This is a genomic window from Streptomyces sp. NRRL WC-3618 (assembly GCF_001280005.1).
In the GTDB taxonomy this organism is placed as follows: Bacteria; Actinomycetota; Actinomycetes; order Streptomycetales; family Streptomycetaceae; genus Streptomyces.
The window spans coordinates 1-23,252 of record NZ_LGDW01000067.1 but is presented as its reverse complement, the minus strand read 5'-3'; the positions used below and the strand labels follow the sequence as shown (position 1 = coordinate 23,252).

The 23,252-nt window shown below is 69.1% G+C and carries 23 protein-coding genes and 1 pseudogene; 9 read left to right on the top strand and 15 right to left on the bottom strand.

Going from position 1 to position 23,252, the window contains the following annotated elements; translation table 11 throughout:
* Both ADL01_RS09680 and ADL01_RS09675 read right to left on the bottom strand, forming a co-directional pair.
* Positions 1-534: TetR/AcrR family transcriptional regulator (locus ADL01_RS09680; RefSeq protein ID WP_053741511.1), on the bottom strand; the 534-nt coding region annotated here is incomplete at its 3' end.
* Entirely contained in the window at positions 534-854 is a 321-nt protein-coding gene (locus tag ADL01_RS09675) for a DMT family transporter (protein ID WP_053741512.1), read from the bottom strand. The genes ADL01_RS09675 and ADL01_RS09680, both read right to left, overlap by 1 nt.
* A gap of 213 nt (positions 855-1,067) precedes the next feature.
* Between ADL01_RS09675 and ADL01_RS09670 the strand changes: the two genes are divergently transcribed.
* Positions 1,068-1,970: an AbfB domain-containing protein gene (locus ADL01_RS09670; RefSeq protein ID WP_053741510.1), complete on the top strand. Its 903-nt coding sequence runs from the start codon at positions 1,068-1,070 to the stop codon at positions 1,968-1,970.
* 82 nt (positions 1,971-2,052) lie between these two features.
* On the opposite strand, the gene ADL01_RS09665 is transcribed toward ADL01_RS09670, so the two are convergent.
* From ADL01_RS09665 to ADL01_RS09630, 8 genes are read right to left on the bottom strand one after another with little or no spacing between them, the layout of a single operon-like run.
* On the bottom strand, positions 2,053-2,385 hold the full coding sequence (locus tag ADL01_RS09665; protein ID WP_053741509.1) for a metal-sulfur cluster assembly factor: 333 nt from the start codon (positions 2,383-2,385) through the stop codon (positions 2,053-2,055).
* Positions 2,382-2,849 carry a Fe-S cluster assembly sulfur transfer protein SufU gene (gene sufU, locus ADL01_RS09660; protein ID WP_053741508.1) on the bottom strand — a complete coding sequence of 156 codons (468 nt, stop codon included), beginning with the start codon at positions 2,847-2,849 and terminating at the stop codon, positions 2,382-2,384. Before sufU ends, ADL01_RS09665 begins: the two co-directional genes overlap by 4 nt.
* 20 nt (positions 2,850-2,869) lie before the next feature.
* Positions 2,870-4,144, bottom strand: a complete 1,275-nt coding sequence (locus ADL01_RS09655) for a cysteine desulfurase (protein WP_053741507.1) — start codon at positions 4,142-4,144, stop codon at positions 2,870-2,872.
* Positions 4,141-4,935 (bottom strand): Fe-S cluster assembly ATPase SufC, encoded by a 795-nt coding sequence (sufC, locus tag ADL01_RS09650; RefSeq protein ID WP_053741506.1) that lies wholly within the window; start codon positions 4,933-4,935, stop codon positions 4,141-4,143. The genes ADL01_RS09655 and sufC overlap by 4 nt, the downstream gene beginning before the upstream one ends.
* Positions 4,936-4,942: 7 nt before the next feature.
* On the bottom strand, positions 4,943-5,272 hold the full coding sequence (locus ADL01_RS09645; protein ID WP_053741505.1) for a non-heme iron oxygenase ferredoxin subunit: 330 nt from the start codon (positions 5,270-5,272) through the stop codon (positions 4,943-4,945).
* Positions 5,272-6,459 carry a Fe-S cluster assembly protein SufD gene (gene sufD, locus ADL01_RS09640; RefSeq protein ID WP_053741504.1) on the bottom strand — a complete coding sequence of 396 codons (1,188 nt, stop codon included), beginning with the start codon at positions 6,457-6,459 and terminating at the stop codon, positions 5,272-5,274. The genes ADL01_RS09645 and sufD overlap by 1 nt, the downstream gene beginning before the upstream one ends.
* A gap of 59 nt (positions 6,460-6,518) precedes the next feature.
* Complete coding sequence (sufB, locus tag ADL01_RS09635) at positions 6,519-7,943, bottom strand: Fe-S cluster assembly protein SufB (protein WP_053741503.1); 1,425 nt, start codon at positions 7,941-7,943, stop codon at positions 6,519-6,521.
* On the bottom strand, positions 7,940-8,710 hold the full coding sequence (locus ADL01_RS09630) for a helix-turn-helix transcriptional regulator (RefSeq protein WP_053741502.1): 771 nt from the start codon (positions 8,708-8,710) through the stop codon (positions 7,940-7,942). The genes sufB and ADL01_RS09630 overlap by 4 nt, the downstream gene beginning before the upstream one ends.
* Before the next feature lie 238 nt (positions 8,711-8,948).
* Between ADL01_RS09630 and ADL01_RS09625 the strand changes: the two genes are divergently transcribed.
* The 3 genes from ADL01_RS09625 to ADL01_RS09615 all read left to right on the top strand — a co-directional run bounded on the left by ADL01_RS09625 (position 8,949) and on the right by ADL01_RS09615 (position 11,744).
* Complete coding sequence (locus tag ADL01_RS09625) at positions 8,949-9,872, top strand: ABC transporter ATP-binding protein (protein WP_053741501.1); 924 nt, start codon at positions 8,949-8,951, stop codon at positions 9,870-9,872.
* Positions 9,873-9,934: 62 nt separating this feature from the next.
* Positions 9,935-10,651 (top strand): ABC transporter permease, encoded by a 717-nt coding sequence (locus ADL01_RS09620; RefSeq protein WP_234354571.1) that lies wholly within the window; start codon positions 9,935-9,937, stop codon positions 10,649-10,651.
* 76 nt (positions 10,652-10,727) lie between these two features.
* Positions 10,728-11,744: a COX15/CtaA family protein gene (locus ADL01_RS09615; protein WP_053741499.1), complete on the top strand. Its 1,017-nt coding sequence runs from the start codon at positions 10,728-10,730 to the stop codon at positions 11,742-11,744.
* Between the two features lie 31 nt (positions 11,745-11,775).
* Here ADL01_RS09615 and ADL01_RS09610 read toward each other — a convergent pair whose 3' ends face one another.
* From ADL01_RS09610 to ADL01_RS09595, 4 genes are all read right to left on the bottom strand, one after another.
* A complete protein-coding gene (locus ADL01_RS09610) occupies positions 11,776-12,543 on the bottom strand; it encodes a nucleotidyltransferase domain-containing protein (protein WP_053741498.1) in 768 nt (255 codons plus the stop codon).
* Between the two features lie 18 nt (positions 12,544-12,561).
* Positions 12,562-13,668 (bottom strand): amidohydrolase family protein, encoded by a 1,107-nt coding sequence (locus ADL01_RS09605; protein ID WP_053741497.1) that lies wholly within the window; start codon positions 13,666-13,668, stop codon positions 12,562-12,564.
* 119 nt (positions 13,669-13,787) lie between these two features.
* The gene (locus ADL01_RS09600) at positions 13,788-14,105 is read right to left on the bottom strand and encodes a hypothetical protein (RefSeq protein ID WP_053741496.1); all 318 of its coding nucleotides are present in this window, start codon (positions 14,103-14,105) and stop codon (positions 13,788-13,790) included.
* A 145-nt stretch (positions 14,106-14,250) separates the two neighbouring features.
* Entirely contained in the window at positions 14,251-15,204 is a 954-nt protein-coding gene (locus tag ADL01_RS09595) for a heme o synthase (protein ID WP_053741495.1), read from the bottom strand.
* 358 nt (positions 15,205-15,562) lie between these two features.
* Between ADL01_RS09595 and tkt the strand changes: the two genes are divergently transcribed.
* The 5 genes from tkt to pgl are packed head-to-tail and all read left to right on the top strand — an operon-like array spanning position 15,563 to position 22,144.
* Complete coding sequence (tkt, locus tag ADL01_RS09590) at positions 15,563-17,602, top strand: transketolase (protein ID WP_053741494.1); 2,040 nt, start codon at positions 15,563-15,565, stop codon at positions 17,600-17,602.
* A 34-nt stretch (positions 17,603-17,636) separates the two neighbouring features.
* Positions 17,637-18,755 (top strand): transaldolase, encoded by a 1,119-nt coding sequence (tal, locus tag ADL01_RS09585; RefSeq protein ID WP_053741493.1) that lies wholly within the window; start codon positions 17,637-17,639, stop codon positions 18,753-18,755.
* A gap of 4 nt (positions 18,756-18,759) precedes the next feature.
* Positions 18,760-20,283, top strand: coding sequence for a glucose-6-phosphate dehydrogenase (zwf, locus tag ADL01_RS09580; RefSeq protein ID WP_053741492.1), 1,524 nt, complete (start codon positions 18,760-18,762; stop codon positions 20,281-20,283).
* Positions 20,280-21,362: a glucose-6-phosphate dehydrogenase assembly protein OpcA gene (gene opcA, locus ADL01_RS09575; RefSeq protein ID WP_053741491.1), complete on the top strand. Its 1,083-nt coding sequence runs from the start codon at positions 20,280-20,282 to the stop codon at positions 21,360-21,362. The genes zwf and opcA overlap by 4 nt, the downstream gene beginning before the upstream one ends.
* Positions 21,359-22,144 carry a 6-phosphogluconolactonase gene (gene pgl, locus ADL01_RS09570; RefSeq protein ID WP_053741490.1) on the top strand — a complete coding sequence of 262 codons (786 nt, stop codon included), beginning with the start codon at positions 21,359-21,361 and terminating at the stop codon, positions 22,142-22,144. Before opcA ends, pgl begins: the two co-directional genes overlap by 4 nt.
* 259 nt (positions 22,145-22,403) lie before the next feature.
* Here pgl and ADL01_RS09565 read toward each other — a convergent pair.
* A pseudogene (locus tag ADL01_RS09565) lies at positions 22,404-23,252 on the bottom strand (glucose-6-phosphate isomerase); the annotation flags it as partial.

The window sequence follows — 23,252 nt, the reverse complement described above, 5'->3', positions numbered from 1 at the left end:
CACAATCACCCTCCCGAACACCTCCCGGGCAAACCCCTCCTCATACACACCCCCCGTCAGCAGCACCTGCAGACACATCCCGTCCATCACCGCCACCAACGCCCGCGCCGTCACCGCATCCGTCCGCGCGCGCAGCAACTCCGCAACCCCCTCCGCCCATTCCGCGGCAACAGGCCGCAACGCCGGCCGCCGAAGCGCCGCCAGATACAACTCGCACTCCAGCTCGACCCCCGCCCGGTCCCCCGAGAGCCACTCCCCCAGCAACCCGGCGAGCTCGCCCGCCAGATCGCCTCCCTCGTCCCGCAACCCGCCCCTCGCGGCCACCACCTTCGCGAACCCCTCGTTCGCCTGTCTCAGCGCGGCGACCAGGAGTTCGTCGAGCGTGCGGAAGTGATACGTCGTCGACCCCAGCGGCACATCCGCCTCCGCGGCCACCGACCGATGACTGAGCCCGGCGATCCCCTTCTCCCCCACCACCCGGATCGCCGCGTCGATGATCCGCTGGCGCCGCTCGGGGTCGTACCGCCGACTCATCAGTGCGCGCCGCCCATGTTGAGGACGACGACCCCGCCGATGATGAGCGCGAGCCCTGCGATCTTCGCCACACCCATGCCCTCCCCGAGGAACACCGCACCGATCGTCGCGACAGCCGCAGTGCCGATCCCCGACCAGATCGCGTACGCCGTCCCGACGGACACCGTCTTCAGCGTCTGCGCGAGCAGCACGAACGCGATGGCGTACCCCAGAGCGGTCAGCACGGAAGGCCACAGCCTGCTGAAACCGTCGCTGTACTTCATGGCGGTCGTCGCGCCCACCTCGGAGGCGATGGCTCCGACAAGCAACACATATCCCATGTGTACGAGTGTACGCATGGGATATGTACAGCCGTACACAGCCCCCGCCCAAACCCACCCGCACTGGACACCCCGCCACCAACTCCCCCAGCCGCCGGTCTCATTGAGGAAACAACCCTTCTCACAGCCATGGCCGTCCCCTAGCCTCGCGTCCATTACTGTTTCAACCACTCGTTCACAAGTTCGCCACAGGCGACGCCGGAGGAACAGCGCATGACAGAAGAGAAGCCCCGGCTCATCCCAACTCAACCGTGGGAGAACGGCTGGGCCCCGGACACCTCGCGTGTGCCCGGGACGCGGCGACTCTGGATGGCGGGCACCCTGGCCCTGTCGGTCGTGGCCGCCTGTGTGACCGCGATCATCGTCACGGACCGGCAGGCCGTGGACCCGGTGCCCGCGGCCAACGCCCCCGCGCCGTCGCCCGGTTCGACGTACCCCGGTCTCCTCACCTTCGCCTCACCGACGGCGTCCGGTGCCACGCCCCCGAGCGGAAAGAGTGGCCTGTGGTCGGCCCAGCCGTCCACGCCGGACGATTCCACGTCGCCGTCCCCCGCGACCCACGCCCCGGACGCCAAGGGCTCCGCCACCGCTCCCGCCAAGGGGCACCCCGCCAAGCCCGCCGCCTCCCCGGTCCCGGGCAAGCCTCCGGGCAAGACCCCGAGTAAGCCCTCGACCCCGCCCACCAGGCCGGGCAACTCCTCCCTGAGGTCCGTCGAGGCGGTCAGCTACCCCGACCGCTACTGGCACGTGTCAGGCGACCAGGTGAACCTCGATCAGGTCGCCGGCTCGGAATCCCGCCAGGACTCCACCTTCGACGTGGTCCCGGGGCTGTCCAACGGCTCCTGCTACTCGTTCAAGACGCACGACGGCAGGTTCCTGCGCCACCGTGACTTCGTCCTGCACGCCGACCGCAACGACGGCTCTTCGCTGTTCAAGCAGGACGCCACCTTCTGCGGCGGGTACTCGGGGTACACGGGCGCGGCGGTGCTCCAGTCGGTGAACTACCCCAACTACGCGTTGCGCCACCGGAACTTCCAGCTGCGCCTGGACCCGTACGGCTACAACACGAGCGACCGGGAGGACTTCTTCTTCCGCGTGGTGGCCCCGCTGGCCTGAGACCCGACGCGAAAGCGGCGGCACCCTCTCGGGGTGCCGCCGCTTTCGCATGCGGTGTTCGTACGTCTACGTCAGGCAGCCCTCAGACGTTGAACCCGAGCGCCCGAAGCTGGTCACGCCCGTCGTCCGTGATCTTGTCCGGGCCCCACGGCGGCATCCACACCCAGTTGATCCGCAGTTCGTTGACGATGCCGTCCGTGGCGGACTTGGCCTGGTCCTCGATGACGTCCGTGAGCGGACACGCCGCAGACGTCAGGGTCATGTCGATCGTCGCGATGTTCGCGTCGTCGATGTGAATGCCGTAGATCAGGCCCAGGTTGACGACGTCGATACCCAGTTCGGGGTCGACGACGTCGTACAGCGCCTCGCGGACCTCGTCCTCCGAGGCCGGCTTCATCTCAATGGTCTCGCTCATGCCGTCTTCCTTTCGGCGGCGTCCGAGCCCAGAGCCTGGGCCGTCGCGTCCTTCCACGCCATCCAGCTGAGCAGCGCGCACTTCACCCGGGCCGGGTACTTGGAGACACCGGCGAACGCGACCGCGTCCTCCAGCACCTCCTCCATCGCGTCGTCCGGCTCGATGCGGCCCTTGGACTGCATCAGCTCCAGGAAGGTCTCCTGGATCTTCTGTCCCTCGGACAGTTCCTTGCCGACGAGGAGCTCGTTCAGCACGGAGGCCGAGGCCTGACTGATCGAGCAGCCCTGACCCTCGTACGAGACATCGGTGATCGTCGTGCCGTCGTACTTCACGCGCAGGGTGATCTCGTCGCCGCACGTCGGGTTGACGTGGTGCACCTCGGCGTCGCCATCCCGTAGACCACGCCCGTGCGGGTGCTTGTAGTGGTCCAGGATGACTTCCTGGTACATCGAATCAAGCTTCATGCGATCGCTCGCCAATCTCCTCAGCCGAAGAAGTTCCGTACGTGCTCCAGTCCGTCGACCAGAGCATCGATCTCGGCCGGCGTGGAGTACAGATAGAACGACGCTCGCGTGGTCGCGGGAATTCCGTAGCGCAGGCAGACCGGGCGAGCGCAGTGGTGGCCGACCCGGACCGCGATGCCCTGCTCGTCGAGGACCTGGCCCACGTCGTGCGGGTGGATGTCACCGAGCGTGAAGGAGATCGCCGCGCCCCGGTCCTCGGCCGTGCTCGGGCCGATGAACCGCAGGTCGGGAACCTCGCCGAGCCGCTTCATCGCGTACTCGGTGAGCGCGTGCTCATGGGCGAGGATCTTGTCCATGCCGATCGCGGAGAGATAGTCGATCGCCGCACCGAGGCCGACCGCCTGCGCGATCGGCGGAGTGCCCGCCTCGAACTTGTGCGGGGCGGGAGCGTACGTCGACGAGTGCATCGACACGGTCTCGATCATCTCGCCGCCGCCCAGGAACGGCGGGAGGTCCTCCAGCAGCTCCTGGCGTCCCCACAGCACCCCGATGCCCGTCGGACCGCACATCTTGTGGCCGGTGAAGGCCACGAAGTCGGCCTGCAGGGCCTGTACGTCCAGCGGCATGTGCGGGGCGGCCTGCGAGGCGTCGATCAGGACCAGGGCCCCGACCTCCTGCGCGCGGCGCACGATCTTCTCGACCGGGTTGACCGTGCCCAGGATGTTGGACACCAGCACGAAGGAAACGATCTTCGTCTTCTCGGTGATGACCTCGTCTATGTTCGACAGGTCGAGCCGGCCGTCGTCGGTCAGGCCGAACCACTTCAGCTTCGCGCCCGTGCGCTGCGCGAGCAGCTGCCACGGCACGATGTTGGAGTGGTGCTCCATCTCCGTGATGACGATCTCGGTCTCGTGGTCGACCCGGTAGGGCTCGTCGGCCCAGCCCAGCATGTTGGCCACGAGGTTGAGCGACTCCGAGGCGTTCTTGGTGAAGATCACCTCGTCGCGGCTGGGCGCGTTGATGAACGCGGCGACCTTGTCCCGCGCGCCCTCGTACAGCGCCGTGGCCTCCTCGGCGAGCACATGGATGCCACGGTGCACGTTGGCGTTGTGCTGCTCGTAGTACTCGGAGAGGGTGTCGATCACCTGGCGGGGCGTCTGTGAGGTCGCCGCGTTGTCCAGGTAGACAAGCTTCTTGTCGTCGTGGAGCACCCGATCGAGGATCGGGAAGTCCTTACGGATCGCCTCGTCGAGCAGTTGCGATGTCCCAGTGAGGAGGCCCGGCAGCTGTGTCACGCGACTTCCTCCCCTGAGTTCACTCCGCTCACGGAGCCACCCTTCGTCGTGTAAGCCTCGTAGCCCTCGTTCTCCAGCTTGTCGGCGAGCTCGGCCCCGCCGGACTCGGCGATCCGGCCGTCGGAGAAGACGTGGACGAAGTCGGGCTTGATGTAGCGCAGGATACGCGTGTAGTGCGTGATCAGCAGGGTGCCGACCTCGCCCGACTCACGGACGCGGTTGACGCCCTCGGAGACGATGCGCAGGGCGTCGACGTCCAGACCGGAGTCCGTCTCGTCGAGGATCGCGACCTTCGGCTTGAGCAGCTCCAGCTGAAGGATCTCGTGGCGCTTCTTCTCACCGCCGGAGAAGCCCTCGTTGACGTTGCGCTCGGCGAAGGAGGGGTCCATGTTGAGGCGCTGCATGGCCTCCTTGACCTCCTTCACCCACAGGCGCAGCTTCGGCGCCTCACCGCGGACGGCGGTGGCGGACGTACGAAGGAAGTTGGAGACGGAGACGCCGGGGATCTCGACCGGGTACTGCATCGCCAGGAACAGGCCCGCGCGGGCCCGCTCGTCGACGGACATCTCCAGGACGTCCTCGCCGTCGAGCAGCACGGAGCCGCTGGTGATCGTGTACTTCGGGTGACCCGCGAGCGAGTAGGCGAGAGTCGACTTGCCGGAGCCGTTGGGGCCCATGATGGCGTGCGTCTCGCCCTGCTTCACGGTCAGGTCGACACCCTTGAGGATCTCCTTCGTGGCGTTGTCGGCCTCGACGGTGACGTGCAGGTCTCGGATTTCAAGCGTTGCCATGGATGCCTCAGGACTCCTGGGTGAGGGAGACGAGCACATCGTCCCCTTCGATCTTTACGGGGTATACGGGGACGGGGCGCGTCGCGGGAAGGCCGGACGGCTTGCCGGTGCGGAGGTCGAAGCTGGAGCCGTGCAGCCAGCACTCGATCTGACAGTCCTCCACCTCGCCCTCGGAGAGCGAGACGTTCGCGTGCGAGCAGATGTCGTGGATCGCGAACACCTCACCCTCGGTACGGACGACCGAGACCGGCGTGCCGTCGAGTTCCACCCGCTTCGGGGTGTCCTCGTCCAGCTCGCTCAGCCCGCAGGCGCGTACGAACGTGGGAGCGGCGGTCATCAGACGGACGCCTCCAGCTCCTCGTCGATCTTCGCGAGAAGGCGGTCCTGGATGTCCTCGACGCCGATCTGCTGGACCAGTTCGGCGAAGAAGCCGCGGACGACCAGCCGTCGGGCCTCGTCGGCCGGGATGCCGCGGGCCATCAGATAGAACAGCTGCTCGTCGTCGAACCGGCCGGTGGCACTGGCGTGCCCGGCGCCGACGATCTCGCCGGTCTCGATCTCGAGGTTCGGTACGGAGTCCACGCGGGCGCCGTCGGTGAGAACCAGGTTGCGGTTCATCTCGTAGGTGTCGGTGCCCTCGGCCTTGGCCTCGATGAGCACGTCGCCGATCCAGACGGCGTGGGCGCCCTCGCCCTGGAGCGCGCCCTTGTAGACGACGTTCGACTTGCAGTGCGGGGTGTTGTGGTCGACCAGGAGGCGGTGCTCCTGGTGCTGTCCGGCGTCCGTGAAGTACAGGCCGAACAGCTCGGCCTCGCCACCGGTTCCGGCGTAGGCGACCCGCGGGTGGAGGCGTACGAGGTCGCCGCCGAAGGTGACCACGAAGGACTTGAACGTGGCGTCGCGGCCGATCAGCGCGTTGTGCTGGGCGACGTGCACGGCCTGGTCGTCCCAGTCCTGGACGGAGACGACGGTGAGCTTGGCACCGTCCCCGAGGACGTACTCGAGGTTGGCGGCCAGCACGGCGTCACCGGTGTGGTCGAGGACGACGACGGCTTCGGCGAAGGCGCCCAGCTCGATGACCTGGTGGCCGTAGGCCACACCGCCCTCGCCGTGCACGGCGACGCGGATCGGCTCGGCGAGGACCGTCTCCTTGGGGACGGTGATCACACCGGCCACCTCGAAGGCGGAGTACGCCTGGGCCGCGACGCGGTCCACGGGGATGCCGGCCCGCCCGAGGCGCGCGTCGTCACGGCCGACGGCCTCGACGGTGACGCCCTCGGGTGCCTGGACGTCCACCTTCACACCGGTGCCGGTGGCGACGGCGGTGCCGTCGTGCAGCCCGCGCAGGCGCTCCAGCGGGGTGAACCGCCATTCCTCCTCGCGGCCGTGGGGGACGGGGAAGTCCGCCACGTCGAAGGACGGCGGCGCGCTCATGCGCGTCGCTACGGTCGACTCGGCGGCAGCGGCCACCGCGATCGAGCCGGCGGTGGTGGACCCCACCGGAATATTCTGAACCTCAGCCATGGCTGTCGGTCTGCTCTCTTTCCTGCGTAAGTGGCTTGATGGGACGGCGTCGGCGGCTCTTAGCCGACCGCGCCTTCCATCTGGAGCTCGATCAGCCGGTTGAGTTCCAGCGCGTACTCCATGGGCAGTTCCTTGGCGATCGGCTCGACGAAGCCGCGCACGATCATCGCCATCGCCTCGAACTCGGACAGACCGCGGCTCATCAGGTAGAAGAGCTGGTCGTCGGAGACCTTGGAGACGGTCGCCTCGTGGCCCATGGACACGTCGTCCTCGCGGACATCGACGTAGGGGTAGGTGTCGGAGCGGGAGATGGTGTCCACCAGCAGCGCGTCGCACAGCACGTTGGACTTGGAGCCGTGGGCGCCCTCGCCGATCTCGACGAGACCGCGGTAGGACGTCCGGCCGCCACCGCGCGCCACCGACTTCGACACGATGTTCGAGGAGGTGTTCGGCGCCATGTGGACCATCTTGGAGCCGGCGTCCTGGTGCTGCCCCTCGCCCGCGAAGGCGATCGACAGGGTCTCGCCCTTGGCGTGCTCACCCATCAGGTAGACGGCCGGGTACTTCATCGTCACCTTGGAGCCGATGTTGCCGTCGATCCACTCCATGGTCGCGCCCTCGTACGCCACGGCGCGCTTGGTGACCAGGTTGTAGACGTTGTTCGACCAGTTCTGGATGGTCGTGTAACGGCAGCGGGCGTTCTTCTTGACGATGATCTCGACGACCGCGCTGTGCAGCGAGTCCGACTTGTAGATCGGGGCCGTACAGCCCTCGACGTAGTGCACGTAGGCACCCTCGTCGACGATGATCAGGGTCCGCTCGAACTGGCCCATGTTCTCCGTGTTGATACGGAAGTAGGCCTGGAGCGGGATCTCGACCTGCACGCCCTTCGGCACGTAGATGAAGGAGCCGCCCGACCACACCGCGGAGTTCAGCGACGCGAACTTGTTGTCGCCGACGGGGATGACGGTCCCGAAGTACTCCTTGAAGAGCTCCGGGTGCTGCTTCAGCGCGGTGTCGGTGTCGAGGAAGATGACGCCCTGCTCCTCCAGGTCCTCACGGATCTGGTGGTAGACGACCTCCGACTCGTACTGGGCCGCGACACCGGCGACGAGGCGCTGCTTCTCCGCCTCGGGGATGCCGAGCCTGTCGTACGTGTTCTTGATGTCCTCGGGCAGGTCCTCCCAGGACTCCGCCTGCTTCTCCGTGGAACGCACGAAGTACTTGATGTTGTCGAAGTCGATGCCCGACAGGTCCGAGCCCCAGTTCGGCATGGGCTTCTTGTCGAAGAGGCGCAGACCCTTGAGGCGGAGCTTGGTCATCCACTCCGGCTCGGACTTCTTCGCGGAGATGTCCCGGACGACGTCCTCGTTGATGCCACGCTTGGCGGAGGCACCGGCCACGTCGGAGTCGGCCCAGCCGTATTCGTAGTTGCCCAGACCCTCGAGCTCGGGGTGGGCGGTCTCCTCGATGGGGAGCGTCATGCTGGGTTCCTCCCGGCGGTACTTGCGGTACTTGCGGTACTTGCAGATGCGTGGTGACCGAAATGATCAGGCTTGGAAATCTCGGGGATGAACGTGGTGCACACACCGTCGCCGTGGGCGATGGTCGCGAGCCGCTGGACATGCGTTCCGAGCAGCTGGGAGAAGATCTCGGTCTCCGCCTCGCAGAGCTGCGGGAACTTTTCCGCGACATGGACCACCGGGCAGTGGTGCTGGCAGAGCTGCTCTCCGACCGGTGCGCTGCGCGCCGTAGCAGCGTACCCGTCCGCGCTCAGGGCCTTGGCCAGGGCTTCGGCGCGTCCCTCGGGGCCCGCGGCCTCGACGGCCTGGCGGTAGTTCGCGGCCTGCTCGGCGAACCGGGCACGCGCGAAGGCGAGAATCGCTTCGTCTCCGCCCTCACGCTCGGCGATCCAGCGCAGCGCGTCCATGGCGAGCTTGTCGTACGACTGGTCGAACGCGTCGCGTCCGCAGTCGGTGAGCGCGAAGGCCTTGGCGGGCCGGCCACGGGTACGCGCCCCGTAGACCCGCTGCTCTCGCGGTTGTACGACATCGTCGGCGACGAGCGCGTCAAGGTGACGCCGTACGGCCGCATGAGTGAGGCCCAGGCGTCCGGCGAGCTCGGCGACGGTCGAGGGACCGTGGTCCAGGATGGATCGCGCGATCCGGTTGCGCGTCGAGCGCTCACCGGTCGCGAGCTCCTCCTGGGGGGCGCCCATGGGGGCCTCCAGATCCTCGCCGACGTTTTTCACAACACCATTGTTGCGTAATTCCTCGGAGTGCGGCAAGCCGCGTCCGGCCACTCGGCGGTGCCCTGCATCACTTAGGCTCACCTAACCTGACCTGCGGAAACGATCTTTGATCGATCTGCGGACCGCCCTGAACAGCTCCGGAGCAGGGCCGCACCCCTCCCCGCACCCTCCCGTACCGAGTCCGGATCCGGCCCCCCGCGCACCTGGGCGACTCCTCCCGTACCTAGACTCTCGACCCATGCGAAGCGAGCCCGTGGTCCAGGTCCAGGCCCTGGTGAAGCGCTACGGCACGAAGACCGCGGTGAACGGCCTCGACCTGGTGGCCCTGGCGGGCGTCACCGCCGTACTCGGCCCGAACGGCGCGGGCAAGACGACCACCGTCGAGACCTGCGAGGGATACCGCAGACCCGACTCCGGGACGGTACGGGTGCTGGGCCTCGACCCGGTCCGGGAAGCCACCGCCCTGCGTCCACGCGTCGGCGTGATGCTCCAGTCCGGCGGCGTCTACTCGGGCGCCCGCGCCGACGAGATGCTCCGCCACGTGGCCAGACTGCACGCGCACCCGCTGGACGTGGACGCGCTCATCGAACGCCTCGGCCTCGGCAGCTGCGGCCGCACCACATACCGCCGCCTCTCCGGCGGCCAGCAGCAGCGGCTGGCGCTCGCGATGGCGGTCGTCGGCCGCCCGGAACTGGTCTTCCTCGACGAACCGACCGCCGGCCTCGACCCCCAGGCCCGCCGCGCCACCTGGGATCTCATACGGGATCTGCGCACCGACGGCGTCTCCGTCATCCTCACCACCCATCACATGGACGAGGCCGAGCAGCTCGCCGACGACGTCGCGATCATCGACGCCGGCAAGGTCATCGCCCAGGGCACCCCCGAACAACTGTGCCGCGGCGGCGCCGAGAACACCCTGCGCTTCATGGGCCGGCCGGGGCTGGACGTGGGCTCCCTGCTGAAGGCCCTCCCGGCGGACTGCACGGCCGCCGAGCTGACCCCGGGCGCCTACCGCGTCGGCGGCAAGGTCAACCCGCAGCTCCTCGCGACGGTGACGTCCTGGTGCGCCCAGCACGGGGTGATGCCGGACCGGATCTCGGTGGAACGGCACACCCTGGAAGACGTCTTTCTGGAGCTCACCGGCAAGGAGCTGCGTTCGTGACCACCACCCCGACCGCCCCCGGGACCTACACCCCGCAGCCCGGCGCCGCCCCGCTCCCCCGCATGATCGGGGCCCAGGCGGCCCTCGAGACGAAGATGCTCCTGCGCAACGGCGAGCAGCTGCTGCTGACGGTGGTGATCCCCACCCTCCTTCTGCTGCTGTTCGGCTCGGTGGACATCGTCGACACGGGCGCCGGCAAGCCCGTCGACTTCCTCGCCCCCGGCATCCTCGCCCTAGCGGTCATGTCCACGGCGTTCACCGGCCAGGCCATCGCGACGGGCTTCGAGCGCCGCTACGGCGTCCTGAAGAGGCTCGCCTCCTCCCCGCTGCCCCGCTGGGGCCTGATGACGGCGAAAACGGCGTCGGTACTGGTCACCGAGGTCCTCCAGGTCGCCCTCCTCACGGTGATCGCCCTCGCGCTCGGCTGGTCCCCGCACGGCAACCCCTTCGCCGTACTCCTGCTGCTCCTGATCGGCACGGCCGCCTTCTCGGGCCTCGGCCTGCTGATGGCGGGCACCCTGAAGGCGGAGGCCACCCTGGCCGCCGCGAACCTCGTCTTCCTGCTGCTCCTGGTGGGCGGCGGGGTGATCGTCCCGCTGGACAAGTTCCCCTCCGGCGTCCAGGACGTGCTGGCCCTGCTCCCGATCTCGGCCCTCTCGGACGGGCTGCGGGACGTGCTCCAGCACGGTGCCGGCATGCCGTGGGGCGACCTGGGGATCCTCGCGGTGTGGGCGGTCGTGGGACTGGCGGCGGCCGGCCGGTTCTTCCGCTGGGAGTGACCGAAAAGAGGACTGAGGGGCGGGGCCGAGGGGCCGGGGGACCCCTCGTGAAAGCGTGCACAAGCAGCCGCCTACGATGGGACGCGTGCTCAAGATGACCCCCGCCGAGGCCCTGTCCGCCCTGCGGAACCCGCTCGCCTTCATCGCCGCCCGCTGGACGCCGACCCCCCGGACGGTGCGGCGCGCGGCGCTCGCCGCGCTCGTCATGTCGGTGGTCATCGTGGTCACCGGCGGTGCCGTACGGCTGACCGGATCGGGCCTCGGCTGCCCGACCTGGCCCAAGTGCACCGACGACTCGCTGACGACGACGAGCGCGATGGGCGTGCACGGCGTCATCGAGTTCACCAACCGCATGCTGACGTACGTGCTGTGCGCGGCGGTCGGCTGGGCGATCGTCGCCGCACGCTCGGAGAAGCCGTACCGGCGCAGTCTGACCCGGCTCGGCTGGGCGCAGTTCTGGGTCGTCATGAGCAACGCGGTGCTGGGTGGCGTCGTCGTCCTGGTCGGCCTCAACCCGTACACGGTCGCGGCCCACTTCCTGCTCTCCTCCGCCCTGATCGCGGTCGCCGCGGTGATGTGGCAGCGCACGCAGGAGGGCGACGAGGCGCCCAGCCCGCTGGTCGGCAAGGCCGTGCGGCAGTTGGTGTGGTTCCTGGTGGTCGCCTCGGCGCTGCTGATCGCGGTCGGCACGGTGGTGACCGGGTCGGGCCCGCACGCCGGCGACTCGAGCGAGATCGAGCGCATGCCGCTGAACTGGGAGAACGTCAGCAAGCTGCACGCGGTGCTCGCCTGGATCGTGGTGACACTGACGTTCGCCCTGTGGTTCGTCCTGAAGGCCGTCGACGCTCCCAAGGGCCCGCTGGACCGCACGCGGGACCTGTTCCTGATCCTGCTCGCGCAGGGTGTCATCGGGTACGTCCAGTATTTTACGAACCTCCCCGAGGTCCTGGTCGGCCTGCACATGCTCGGCTCGGCGCTGGTGTGGATCGCGGTCCTGCGTGTCCTGCTCGCCCTGCGCGAGCGCACCGGGACGGACGCCCTGGCCGACGTACCCGGCCCCTCGGCCGAGGCGACGGTAGGCACGCGCGCGTAGACCGACGACGTGACGCACGCGTACGCGTGCGTCACGTGTACGCGGTCACCAGGCCGTCGATCGCGTCGCCCAGATAGCCCCGCGTCAGCTCACCGCGCCGCTCACGCCACCCCTCCGCGACCGGCCGGCGCTCATGCCCGTACCGCCTCCGCGCGACGTCCTCGACGACCTCCACGGGCGCCCCCAGCCCAGGCAGCAGGTCCAGCGCCTCCCGTTTCGAGATCAGGCTGCCGTCCCTCAGGGTCATGGTCGCCCTGACGAAGGTGACCAGCCCGAGGTCGACCCAGACGTCCCGGGTCCAGAGCCGGGCCCTGTCCACGGCGGGCCGCCAGAAGTCGCGCTGGTCGCGTACGACGAAGTCGGCCAGTTGGCGGTCCGGCACCGCCGGAAGCAGCTCCGCGGGCGCCTCCCCGTACAGCACCCGTCCGAAGACGTGCAGCTCGCGCCGGGTCACCGGGGTGACGGTCCGCCGGAACAGCTCACCGTGCGCCCAGGTGAGATGCCGCCGCGCCGGATCGGCCGTCGTCGCGTCGGACAGGTAGGTGCAGTGCAGCTGCGGGACGAGCGGGTCGGTGCGCAGGCGGGCGTGCAGAGTGCCCACCTGCCAGGCGGTGCCCGGCCCGATCGGGCCCTTGAGGACGGCGATCAGGTCGAGGTCGCTGCGGCCCTCCTGGTAGTCGCCGCCGGCCAGCGATCCATGGGCCCAGACGGCGACCGGCGCGAGTGCCCGCAGCTCACCGAGGAAGCGGTCCAGTAAGGCGTCGGTCAGGGCGTCCGCCCGGGTCCCGTGTGTCGTCATGCCTCCAGTTTCCACAGGTCACCCCAGCCCGTACACCCGCCGCGCGTTCCCCGCCGCGATCATTCCCGCCACCCGCTGCGCGTCCCCCAGCGACCACGCCCCCTCGGCGACCCAGCCGCCGAGCACCCGGCCGAGGGCCTCGCGGAAGAGGCGGGCGCCCACCACATGGAGTTCGGGCAGGCCGTGGGCGCCGCTGGAGAAGAGGATCTTGCCGAAGGGGGCGAGTTCGAGGATCTCGGCGAGCACGGCGGCGGCCCGGGCGCCGGTGCGGACGAGGGCCGCGCCCAGGTCGGCGTACACATGCGGGAAGACACCGGCGAGGTGCGCCGCGTGGCGGTGGTACGGGTATCCGTGCAGCAGTACGAGGTCGGTGCCGAGCCCGGCCGTGGCGCGGGCGAAGTCCGTGAGCAGGACCGGGTCGGTGCGGTCGATGCGTAACCCCGGTTCGCCGAGCCCGGCGTGGAGCTGGAGCGGCAGGCCCGAGGCGACCGCGATCCACAGCAGATGACGCAGCAGCACGGGGTCGCTGAGCGTGCCGCCGACCCGGCGTCCGGCCAGCCAGCGGGCCGCCGCGCTCCGCACCTCCCCCGGCCCCGGCGGATCGGGCGCGAGCGCCAGTCCGTGCCGCAGGCCCGCGACGGAGGTGAAGGCCACGGCGTTCGTCGCCGCCCCGTGCACCGACTCGGCGAGGTTGGCGAGAAAGGACTCGACGGTGCCGGAGGTGTCGGCGACCTGTTCGGCGAGGAGTTCGAGCCGGACGATCTCGTGGGCGTCGGCGGCCCCGGCGGAGGCCATCTCGGCGGGCCCGGTGAGGTCGCCGGGCAGTCCGGCGTCGACCAGATATGTCGTGATTCCGCTGCCCCGCAGCAGCCTCCGGCCCGATTCCAGTACGCCGAGTTCACGGCGCCGGGCGAGATAACGGGCGGGGGGAGCGTGCGGTTCCAGGCCGAGCAGCGGGGGGCACCAGCGGCGTACGGCGAATCCGGTCTGGGTGTCGAAGAGGGTGGTCCCGGCGGCGGGCGGCCCCTCGGTACGCGCGAGCTGGGCCTCGAAGGTGCCGAGGCCCAGCTCGGTGCGCAGTACGCCGTGGCAGTACTGGTCCACGAGGGACGGCATTTCGATCATCCGGGCTCCCCGTGTCGGACCGTTGTGTTCTCAAGGTCCTAACGGGTGAACCGGCGATCAGGTGCTGCTCGCGCACACCCCGTGGGAACGACCGGCGCCGACCGGCCACTTCCCGCGCCTCACGGCTTGCCCGGCCCGCCCACCTGAATGCCCGCCATGCGCGTCCACTCGTACGGGCCGGTGGTCACCTTGGCGGCGAACTCGCCGTCGAAGTCCTCGTGGACGGTGATGCCGGCCTTCTCGACGGCCTGCTGGGCGATCGCGTACGTGGGGGCCACCAGGTCACCCCAGCCGCCGTCCGCGCCGACGAGCACGATCCGCGCCCCGCGCTCCCCGATGTACGCCACCTGCCCCTCGGCGCCGCCGTGCTGCTTGGCGAAGCCGTTGATCTGCTTGGCGAGCTTGGCCGCCCTGCGCTCCTGCGTGTCGTCTGCCATGGCCAGGATGCTACCGACGGGTAGATCAAACGGCGACGCCCGGGGTGCGTGGCCTTGACCACGCGCCCCGGGCGACAGGAGCGCCTTCAGGGAGCGGGGAACTGCGCGACCAGCCACAGCGGACCGGCAGCCGACCACAGAAGAGTCACCGAAGGAAGGGATCCACCGCGACAGCCACGAACAGCAGCGACACATAGGTGATCGACCAGTGGAACAGCCGCATCTCCTTCAGCTTCCCGCCGGTCACCTCCGCCTTCGCCCTGTTCTGCAGCCCGTGCGCCTCCCACAGCCACCAGCCGCCCGCCGCCAGCGCGACCGCCGTGTAGAACCAGCCGGTGTAGCCGAGCGGCGTGAGCAGCAGGGAGACGAAGACCATCGCCCAGCTGTACGCCACGATCTGCCGGGCGACCGTCTTGTTGGAGGCGATGACCGGGAGCATCGGGACGCCCACGCGCGCGTAGTCGTCCCGCACCTTCATGGACAGCGGCCAGTAGTGCGGCGGGGTCCAGAAGAAGATGACCAGGAAGAGGATCAGCGGCGCCCAGGAGAGCGAGTTAGTGACGGCGGACCAGCCGATGAGGACCGGCATACAGCCCGCGATGCCGCCCCACACGATGTTCTGCGACGTCCGCCGCTTGAGGATCATCGTGTAAACGACCACGTAGAAGAGGAGCGCGCCCAGCGACAGCCAGGCCGACAGCCAGTTGACCGTGAGGCCGAACAGGAGGGTGGCGACGACGGCGAGGGTGACACCGAAGGCCAGGCACTCGCGCGGGCTGACCATGCCGGTGACCAGCGGACGCTGCGAGGTGCGGTCCATGAGCGCGTCGATGTCACGGTCGATGTACATGTTGAGCGCGTTGGCGCCGCCCGCGGAGAGGTAGCCGCCGAGGCAGGTGAGGAGGACCAGTCCGAGGTCCGGCACCCCCTGCTGCGCGAGGAACATCACCGGAACCGTGGTGATGAGCAGCAGCTCGATGATCCGCGGCTTCGTGAGAGCAACGAACGCCATGACCCGGGCCCCGAACGGCCGTCGGCCCGGGCTCTGGCTCGTCCCGATAATCCCCGCTGGACGGGATTCAACGGCCGTCACGCACACCCCTGACAGAGACATTCCAACAAGCCCCCGGCTGTGAAGTCCCGGCAAAGGCTCGCGCTTACCACGCCACTCTAGACGTTGCCCAGACCCCGCCCTTCGCGGGGGTGGGGTCGTGTTGAGGGGTGCTTTGTGACGAGCGGGACGGGGCTCAATTGAGTACTCGGAGGGCCCGCTTCGTATTGCAGTCCGGCAGCGGTCGGAAGGCGGCGGCCAAGCTGTCCCACAGTCTGGAATGACTCGAATTACTACGCGTTCTTCCGAGGGTAGGCTCGGCAAAGGCCGAGGGTGTCAGCCCCCGGCAGCCGGTGGACACCAAGGACACCGGCATTAGACATGTGGAGAGGAGCCCTGACCCAGGGTGAGCACCAAGCCGACCACCACAGACCTCGAGTGGACCGAGTTGGACCAGCGGGCCGTCGACACCGCCCGCGTCCTGGCCGCCGATGCCGTACAGAAGGTCGGTAACGGCCATCCCGGTACGGCGATGAGCCTGGCCCCCGCCGCGTACACCCTCTTCCAGAAGGTGATGCGGCACGACCCGGCGGACGCCGACTGGGTCGGGCGCGACCGTTTCGTGCTGTCCGCCGGCCACTCGTCCCTGACCCTCTACACCCAGCTCTTCCTGGCCGGTTTCGGTCTGGAGCTGGATGACCTGAAGGCCTTTAGGACGTGGGGTTCCAAGACCCCCGGTCACCCGGAGTACGGGCACACGACGGGCGTCGAGACGACGACCGGTCCGCTCGGCCAGGGTGTCGCCAACGCCGTGGGCATGGCGATGGCCGCCCGCTACGAGCGCGGTCTGTTCGACCCGGAGGCCCCCGTAGGGGAGTCCCCGTTCGACCACTTCATCTTCGCGATCGCCGGTGACGGCTGCCTCCAGGAAGGCATCTCCGCGGAGGCGTCCTCGCTGGCCGGCCACCAGAAGCTCGGCAACCTGGTCCTGCTGTGGGACGACAACCACATCTCGATCGAGGGCGACACCGAGACGGCCGTCTCCGAGGACGTGGCCAAGCGGTACGAGGCGTATGGCTGGCACGTGCAGCGGATCGCCCCGAAGCCGGACGGCGACCTCGACCCGCACGCCATCTACAACGCCGTCCAGGCCGCCAAGGCGGTCACGGACAAGCCGTCGTTCATCGCGATGCGCTCGATCATCGCCTGGCCGGCCCCGAACGCGCAGAACACCGAGGCGGCGCACGGCTCGGCGCTCGGTGACGACGAGGTCGCGGCCACCAAGCGCGTCCTCGGCTTCGACCCGGAGCAGTCCTTCGAGGTCTCGGACGCCGTCCTGAACCACACCCGCGAGGCGCTGGAGCGCGGCCGTCAGGCCAAGGCCGAGTGGGAGAAGTCGTTCCAGGAGTGGCGCGACAACAACCCGGAGCGCGCCGCCGAGTTCGACCGTATCGCCGCGGGTGAACTGCCCACGGGCTGGGAGGAGAAGCTCCCGGTCTTCGAGGCGGGCAAGGGTGTCGCCACGCGTGCCGCGTCTGGCAAGGTCCTGCAGGCGCTCGGCGCGGTCATCCCGGAGCTGTGGGGCGGCTCGGCCGACCTGGCCGGCTCGAACAACACCACCATCGACCCTTACGGCCGCACGATCCACTTCGGTATCCGCGAGCACTCGATGGCCGCCGAGATGAACGGCATCGCCCTGCACGGCAACACCCGTGTCTACGGCGGTACTTTCCTCGTCTTCTCCGACTACATGCGCAACGCGGTGCGGCTGTCCGCGCTGATGCACGTGCCGGTGACGTACGTGTGGACGCACGACTCCATCGGCCTCGGCGAGGACGGCCCGACGCACCAGCCGGTCGAGCACATCGCGTCGCTGCGTGCCATCCCGGGTCTGAACGTCGTCCGCCCGGCGGACGCCAACGAGACGGCCATCGCCTGGCGCGAGATCCTGAAGCGCTGGACGAAGGTCTTCGGCAAGGGCGCCCCGCACGGCCTCGCGCTGACCCGCCAAGGTGTGCCGACGTACGAGGCCAACGAGGATGCGGCGAAGGGCGGTTACGTGCTCTTCGAGGCCGAGGGCGGCACCCCCGAGGTCATCCTCATCGCCACCGGTTCCGAGGTCCACGTGGCCGTCGGCGCCCGTGAGCTGCTCCAGGCGGAGGGTGTGCCGACGCGAGTCGTGTCGATGCCGTCCGTGGAGTGGTTCGAGGAGCAGGACCAGGGGTACCGGGAGAGCGTTCTGCTCCCGTCCGTCAAGGCACGGGTCGCGGTCGAGGCCGGTATCGGTCTCACGTGGCACAAGTACGTCGGGGACGCGGGCCGCATCGTTTCCCTGGAGCACTTCGGTGCTTCGGCCGACGGCAAGGTCCTCTTCGAGGAGTTCGGCTTCACTGCCGAGAACGTGGCCGCCAAGGCTCGGGAATCGATCGCCGCAGCTCAGCGCTGACGCTGACATCACGACACGTAGGAGATGCATTTCCATGACAGACGCACTCAAGCGCCTTTCCGAGGAAGGCGTGGCGATCTGGCTGGACGACCTGTCGCGCCAGCGGATCACCTCGGGCAACCTTGCCGAGCTGATCGACCAGCAGCACGTCGTGGGCGTCACGACCAACCCGTCGATCTTCCAGAAGGCGATCAGCAGCGGTGACGGCTACGAGCCGCAGCTCACCGAGCTCGCCGCCCGCAAGGTCACGGTCGAAGAGGCCATCCGCATGATCACGACGGCGGACGTCCGTGACGCCGCCGACATCCTGCGTCCGGTCTTCGACTCGACGCAGGGCCAGGACGGCCGGGTGTCGATCGAGGTCGACCCCCGTCTCGCCCACAACACCCTGGCGACCGTCGCCGAGGCCAAGCAGCTTGCCTGGCTGGTGGACCGGCCGAACACCCTGATCAAGATCCCGGCCAGCAAGGCGGGTCTCCCGGCGATCACCGAGGTCATCGGCCTCGGGATCAGCGTCAACGTCACGCTGATCTTCTCGCTGGAGCGCTACCGCGCGGTCATGGACGCCTACCTGGCCGGCCTGGAGAAGGCCAAGGAGCGCGGCCTGGACCTGTCGAAGATCCACTCCGTGGCGTCCTTCTTCGTGTCCCGCGTGGACACCGAGATCGACAAGCGGATCGACGCGCTGGGCACCGACGAGGCCAAGGCCGCCCGCGGCAAGGCCGGTCTGGCCAACGCGCGGCTCGCCTACCAGGCGTACGAGGAGGTCTTCGGTTCGGACCGCTGGGCGGCCCTCGACAAGGCGCAGGCCAACAAGCAGCGTCCGCTGTGGGCCTCGACCGGCGTCAAGGACCCCGCGTACAAGGACACCCTGTACGTCGACGACCTGGTCGCGCCGAACACGGTGAACACCATGCCGGAGGCGACCATGTTCGCCGCCGAGGACCACGGGCAGATCACCGGCAACACCATCGCCGGTACGTACGAGCAGGCTCGCGCCGAACTCGACGCGGTCGAGAAGCTCGGCATCTCGTACGACGAAGTGGTCCAGCTCCTCGAGGACGAGGGCGTCGAGAAGTTCGAGACGTCCTGGAACGACCTGCTCAAGTCGACCGAGGCGGAACTGGCGCGCCTCGCCCCTTCGGAGGGCTGAAATCTTGTCAAGCAGCAACCCGCTGCGTGACCCCGCAGACCGACGGCTCCCGCGTATCGCGGGGCCGTCGGGCCTGGTCATCTTCGGGGTCACTGGCGACCTGTCACGCAAAAAGCTGATGCCTGCCGTGTACGACCTCGCCAATCGCGGGTTGCTGCCACCGGGCTTCTCCCTCGTCGGTTTCGCCCGCCGTGAATGGGCGAACGAGGACTTCGCGGCGGAGGTCCACGACGCCGTCAAGGAGCACGCCCGTACGCCGTTTCGTGAGGAGGTCTGGCAGCAGCTCATCCAGGGGATGCGCTTCGTCCAGGGCACCTTCGACGACGACGAGTCCTTCGAGCGGCTGCGCTCGACGATCGATGAGCTGGACAAGGCGCAGGGGACGGGCGGCAACTTCGCCTTCTACCTCTCCGTGCCGCCGTCCGCCTTCCCGGTGGTCATCAAGCAGCTGAAGAAGCACGGTCTGGCCGATCAGGACAACGGTTCCTGGCGGCGCGCGGTCATCGAGAAGCCCTTCGGGCACGACCTCACGTCGGCCGAGGAGCTCAACACGACCGTCGAGGAGGTCTTCGCCCCGGACCAGGTCTTCCGGATCGACCACTACCTCGGCAAGGAGACCGTCCAGAACATCCTGGCGCTCCGCTTCGCCAACCAGATGTTCGAGCCGATCTGGAACCGGTCCTTCGTGGACCACGTGCAGATCACGATGGCCGAGGACATCGGCATCGGCGGCCGGGCCGGCTACTACGACGGCATCGGCGCGGCCCGTGACGTCATCCAGAACCACCTTCTCCAGCTGATGGCCCTCACGGCCATGGAGGAGCCGTCGTCCTTCGACGCGGACGCGCTGGCCGCCGAGAAGACCAAGGTCCTCGGTGCGGTCAAGCTGCCGCAGGACCTGGGCAAGGACACGGTCCGCGGGCAGTACGCGGCGGGCTGGCAGGGTGGCGAGAAGGCCATCGGCTATCTCCAGGAAGACGGCATCGACCCCAATTCGAAGACCGACACCTACGCGGCGATCAAGGTCGAGGTGGACAACCGCCGCTGGGCGGGCGTCCCCTTCTACCTGCGCACCGGCAAGCGTCTGGGCCGCCGGGTGACGGAGATCGCGGTCGTGTTCCAGCGGGCCCCCCACTCCCCCTTCGACCACACGGCGACGGAGGAACTGGGCCAGAACGCGATCGTCATCCGCGTCCAGCCCGACGAGGGCATCACGGTCCGCTTCGGCTCCAAGGTGCCCGGCACCTCGATGGAGATCCGGGACGTGTCCATGGACTTCGCGTACGGCGAGTCGTTCACGGAGTCGAGCCCGGAGGCGTACGAGCGTCTGATCCTGGACGTCCTCCTCGGCGACTCCAACCTCTTCCCGCGCACCGAGGAGGTCGAACTGTCCTGGCGGATCCTCGACCCGATCGAGCAGTACTGGGACAGGCACGGCAAGCCCGCGCAGTACCCCTCGGGCACGTGGGGCCCCGTCGAGGCCGACGAAATGCTCGAACGTGACGGACGGAGCTGGCGGCGCCCATGAAAATAGACCTCACGGACACCACGGCCAGCAAGGTCAACAAGGCGCTGGTGCAGGGCCGCAGGGCCATCGGCACCCCGGCCGTCGGCATGGTGTTGACCCTCGTCATCGTCACCGACGAGGAGAACGCCTACGACGCCCTGAAGGCGGCGAACGACGCCTCGCTCGAGCACCCCTCGCGCACCCTGGTCGTCGTCAAGCGGGTCTCCCGCTCCCCTCGCGACCGTACGACGTCCCGTCTCGACGCCGAGGTCAGGGTGGGCGCGGACGCGGGCTCCGGCGAGACGGTCGTCCTGCGCCTGTACGGCGAGGTCGTCGACCACGCCGACTCGGTGGTCCTGCCGCTGCTGCTGCCCGACGCCCCGGTGGTCGTCTGGTGGCCGGTGAACGCCCCCAACGACCCGGCGAAGGACCCGCTGGGCGCGCTGGCGCAGCGCAGGGTGACGGACACGTACGCGGCCGAGCAGCCGGTACGGGAACTGGCGGCGCGCGCGGACGCGTACACGCCGGGCGACACGGATCTCTCGTGGACGCGTATCACCCCGTGGCGCTCGATGCTGGCCGCCGCCCTGGACCAGGTCACCTGTCAGGTGGACGCGGTCGAGGTGGAGGGCGAGGAGTTCAACCCGAGCTGCGAGCTGCTGGCGATGTGGCTGGCGGACCGGCTGGACGTCCCGGTGAAGCGTTCCCTGTCCTCGGGCCCCGGTCTGACGGCGGTCCGTATGAGGACGAGCACCGGCCCCATCACCCTCGACCGTGCCGACGGCTCCCTGGCGACCCTCTCCATCCAGGGTCAGCCCGACCGCGCGGTGGCGCTCAAGCGCCGTGACACGGCCGAGCTGATGGCCGAGGAGCTGCGGCGCCTGGACCCGGACGACACCTACGCGTCGGCGCTGCGGTACGGGGTGGAGCGGCTGGTCGGTCCGTCGGCACCCGAGACGCCGGCTCCGGCTCCGGCTCCGGCTCCGGCGCCTGCGTCGGCGCTGGCACTGGAACCGGCCAGGAGGGAGACCCCGGCGGAGTCCTCGGACAGGGCGACACCGGCGTTGATGCCACCGGTGAAGAAGGCGGCCACGAAGTGAGTACGGCACCGCAGCTCGTCGTCCACCGCGACAAGGAGCTGATGGCGGAAGCCGCGGCGGCCCGCCTGATCACGAGGATCGTGGACGCGCAGGCCTCGCGGGGATCGGCGTCGGTGGTGCTCACCGGCGGCCGCAACGGCAACGGTCTGCTGGCCGCCCTGGCCTCCGCGCCCGCCCGGGACGCGATCGACTGGGCGCGGCTCGACCTGTGGTGGGGCGACGAACGCTTCCTGCCCGAGGGCGACCCGGACCGCAACGTCACCCAGGCGAAGGCGGCACTGCTGGACGCGGTGCCGCTGGACCCGGCTCGCGTCCACGCCATGCCCGCGTCGGACGGCCCGTACGGCTCCGACGTGGACGCGGCGGCTGAGGCGTACGCGGCGGAGCTGGCCAAGGCTGCGGGCCCTGAGAACCACGGCCCGGTCCCGACCTTCGACGTCCTGATGCTGGGCGTGGGCCCGGACACCCACGTGGCGTCGCTCTTCCCGGAGCTGCCCGCGGTCCGGGAGACGGAACGCACGGTCGTAGGCGTCCACGGCGCCCCGAAGCCCCCGCCGACCCGGGTCACCCTGACCCTCCCGGCGATCCGCGCGGCCCGCGAGGTATGGCTGCTGGCAGCGGGCGAGGACAAGGCCGGGGCGGCGGCCATCGCCCTGTCGGGCGCGGGCGAGATCCAGGCCCCGGCGGCAGGCGCCTACGGCAGACAACGCACCCTGTGGCTACTGGACGCCCCAGCAGCCTCCCAACTCCCGAGAACCCTGTACCCACCGGCATCCGCCTGACCACCCCGGGCACCGACCAGGGCAAGGGCGGGGGCGCAACGTTTACGCCCCCGCCCGTCCGGCGTTTGAGGACGAGGCTCCTCCAGCCCAGGTCGTGTTTCCCACCCACCCATCCGTTTGCCGCTTCTATCAAGCCCAGGCCCGGCCCCCCAGCCCGTCCGGCGTTTGAGGACAAGGCCCCTTCAGGGCCGACAGCGGGGTCTGGGGCGGCAGCCCCAGGGACGGGACGGGTAAGGGTGGCGGGGGCGAAACAAACCCCCTACCTCCCGCGCAACCCCCGATACACGGCAACCAGCGCCGCAGTGGACGCATCCAGCCCCGCCACCTCCACCCCCTCCGTCAACGCCGGCTCAACCCGCGTCGCCAGCACCTTCCCCAACTCAACCCCCCACTGGTCGAACGAGTCGACGTTCCACACCGCCCCCTGCACGAACACCTTGTGCTCGTACAACGCGATCAACTGCCCCAGCACAGACGGAGTCAACTCCCGCGCCAACACAGTTGTCGTCGGATGGTTCCCCCGGAACGTCTTATGGGCGACCAGTTCCTCCGGCACCCCCTCCCCCCGCACCTCCTCCGGCGTCTTCCCGAACGCCAACGCCTGCGTCTGCGCGAAGAAGTTGGCCATCAACAGGTCGTGCTGCCCCTTGAGCCCCTCGCTCAACTCCCCCACCGGCTCGGCGAACCCGATGAAGTCAGCCGGAATCAGCTTCGTCCCCTGGTGGATCAACTGGTAGTACGCGTGCTGCCCGTTCGTCCCGGGCGTGCCCCACACCACCGGCCCCGTCTCCCACTCCACCGGCAGCCCGTCACGCCCGACAGACTTGCCGTTGGACTCCATGTCCAGCTGCTGCAAGTACGCGGTGAACTTGGACAGATAGTGCGAGTAGGGCAGCACAGCATGCGACTGCGCACCGAAGAAGTTCCCGTACCAGATGCCCAACAGGCCCAGCAGCAGCGGCACATTGCCCTCCGCGGGAGCCGTGCGGAAGTGGTCGTCGACCAGCGCGAACCCGTCCAGCATCTCCCGGAACCGCTCCGGCCCGATCGCGATCATCAGCGACAGCCCGATCGCCGAGTCGAACGAGTAGCGCCCGCCGACCCAGTC

Bases quoted from the DNA above. Each gene is read 5' to 3' on its own strand.
- ADL01_RS09670 (WP_053741510.1), top strand. From the start codon at position 1,068: ATGACAGAAGAGAAGCCCCGGCTCATCCCAACTCAACCGTGGGAGAAC.
- sufD (WP_053741504.1), bottom strand. From the start codon at position 6,459: ATGGCTGAGGTTCAGAATATTCCGGTGGGGTCCACCACCGCCGGCTCG.
- ADL01_RS09625 (WP_053741501.1), top strand. From the start codon at position 8,949: ATGCGAAGCGAGCCCGTGGTCCAGGTCCAGGCCCTGGTGAAGCGCTAC.
- ADL01_RS09600 (WP_053741496.1), bottom strand. From the start codon at position 14,105: ATGGCAGACGACACGCAGGAGCGCAGGGCGGCCAAGCTCGCCAAGCAG.
- ADL01_RS09675 (WP_053741512.1), bottom strand. From the start codon at position 854: ATGGGATATGTGTTGCTTGTCGGAGCCATCGCCTCCGAGGTGGGCGCG.
- tal (WP_053741493.1), top strand. From the start codon at position 17,637: ATGACAGACGCACTCAAGCGCCTTTCCGAGGAAGGCGTGGCGATCTGG.
- sufB (WP_053741503.1), bottom strand. From the start codon at position 7,943: ATGACGCTCCCCATCGAGGAGACCGCCCACCCCGAGCTCGAGGGTCTG.
- opcA (WP_053741491.1), top strand. From the start codon at position 20,280: ATGAAAATAGACCTCACGGACACCACGGCCAGCAAGGTCAACAAGGCG.
- ADL01_RS09610 (WP_053741498.1), bottom strand. From the start codon at position 12,543: ATGACGACACACGGGACCCGGGCGGACGCCCTGACCGACGCCTTACTG.
- ADL01_RS09620 (WP_234354571.1), top strand. From the start codon at position 9,935: ATGATCGGGGCCCAGGCGGCCCTCGAGACGAAGATGCTCCTGCGCAAC.
- ADL01_RS09665 (WP_053741509.1), bottom strand. From the start codon at position 2,385: ATGAGCGAGACCATTGAGATGAAGCCGGCCTCGGAGGACGAGGTCCGC.
- ADL01_RS09645 (WP_053741505.1), bottom strand. From the start codon at position 5,272: ATGACCGCCGCTCCCACGTTCGTACGCGCCTGCGGGCTGAGCGAGCTG.
- sufC (WP_053741506.1), bottom strand. From the start codon at position 4,935: ATGGCAACGCTTGAAATCCGAGACCTGCACGTCACCGTCGAGGCCGAC.
- sufU (WP_053741508.1), bottom strand. From the start codon at position 2,849: ATGAAGCTTGATTCGATGTACCAGGAAGTCATCCTGGACCACTACAAG.
- ADL01_RS09605 (WP_053741497.1), bottom strand. From the start codon at position 13,668: ATGATCGAAATGCCGTCCCTCGTGGACCAGTACTGCCACGGCGTACTG.
- ADL01_RS09615 (WP_053741499.1), top strand. From the start codon at position 10,728: ATGGGACGCGTGCTCAAGATGACCCCCGCCGAGGCCCTGTCCGCCCTG.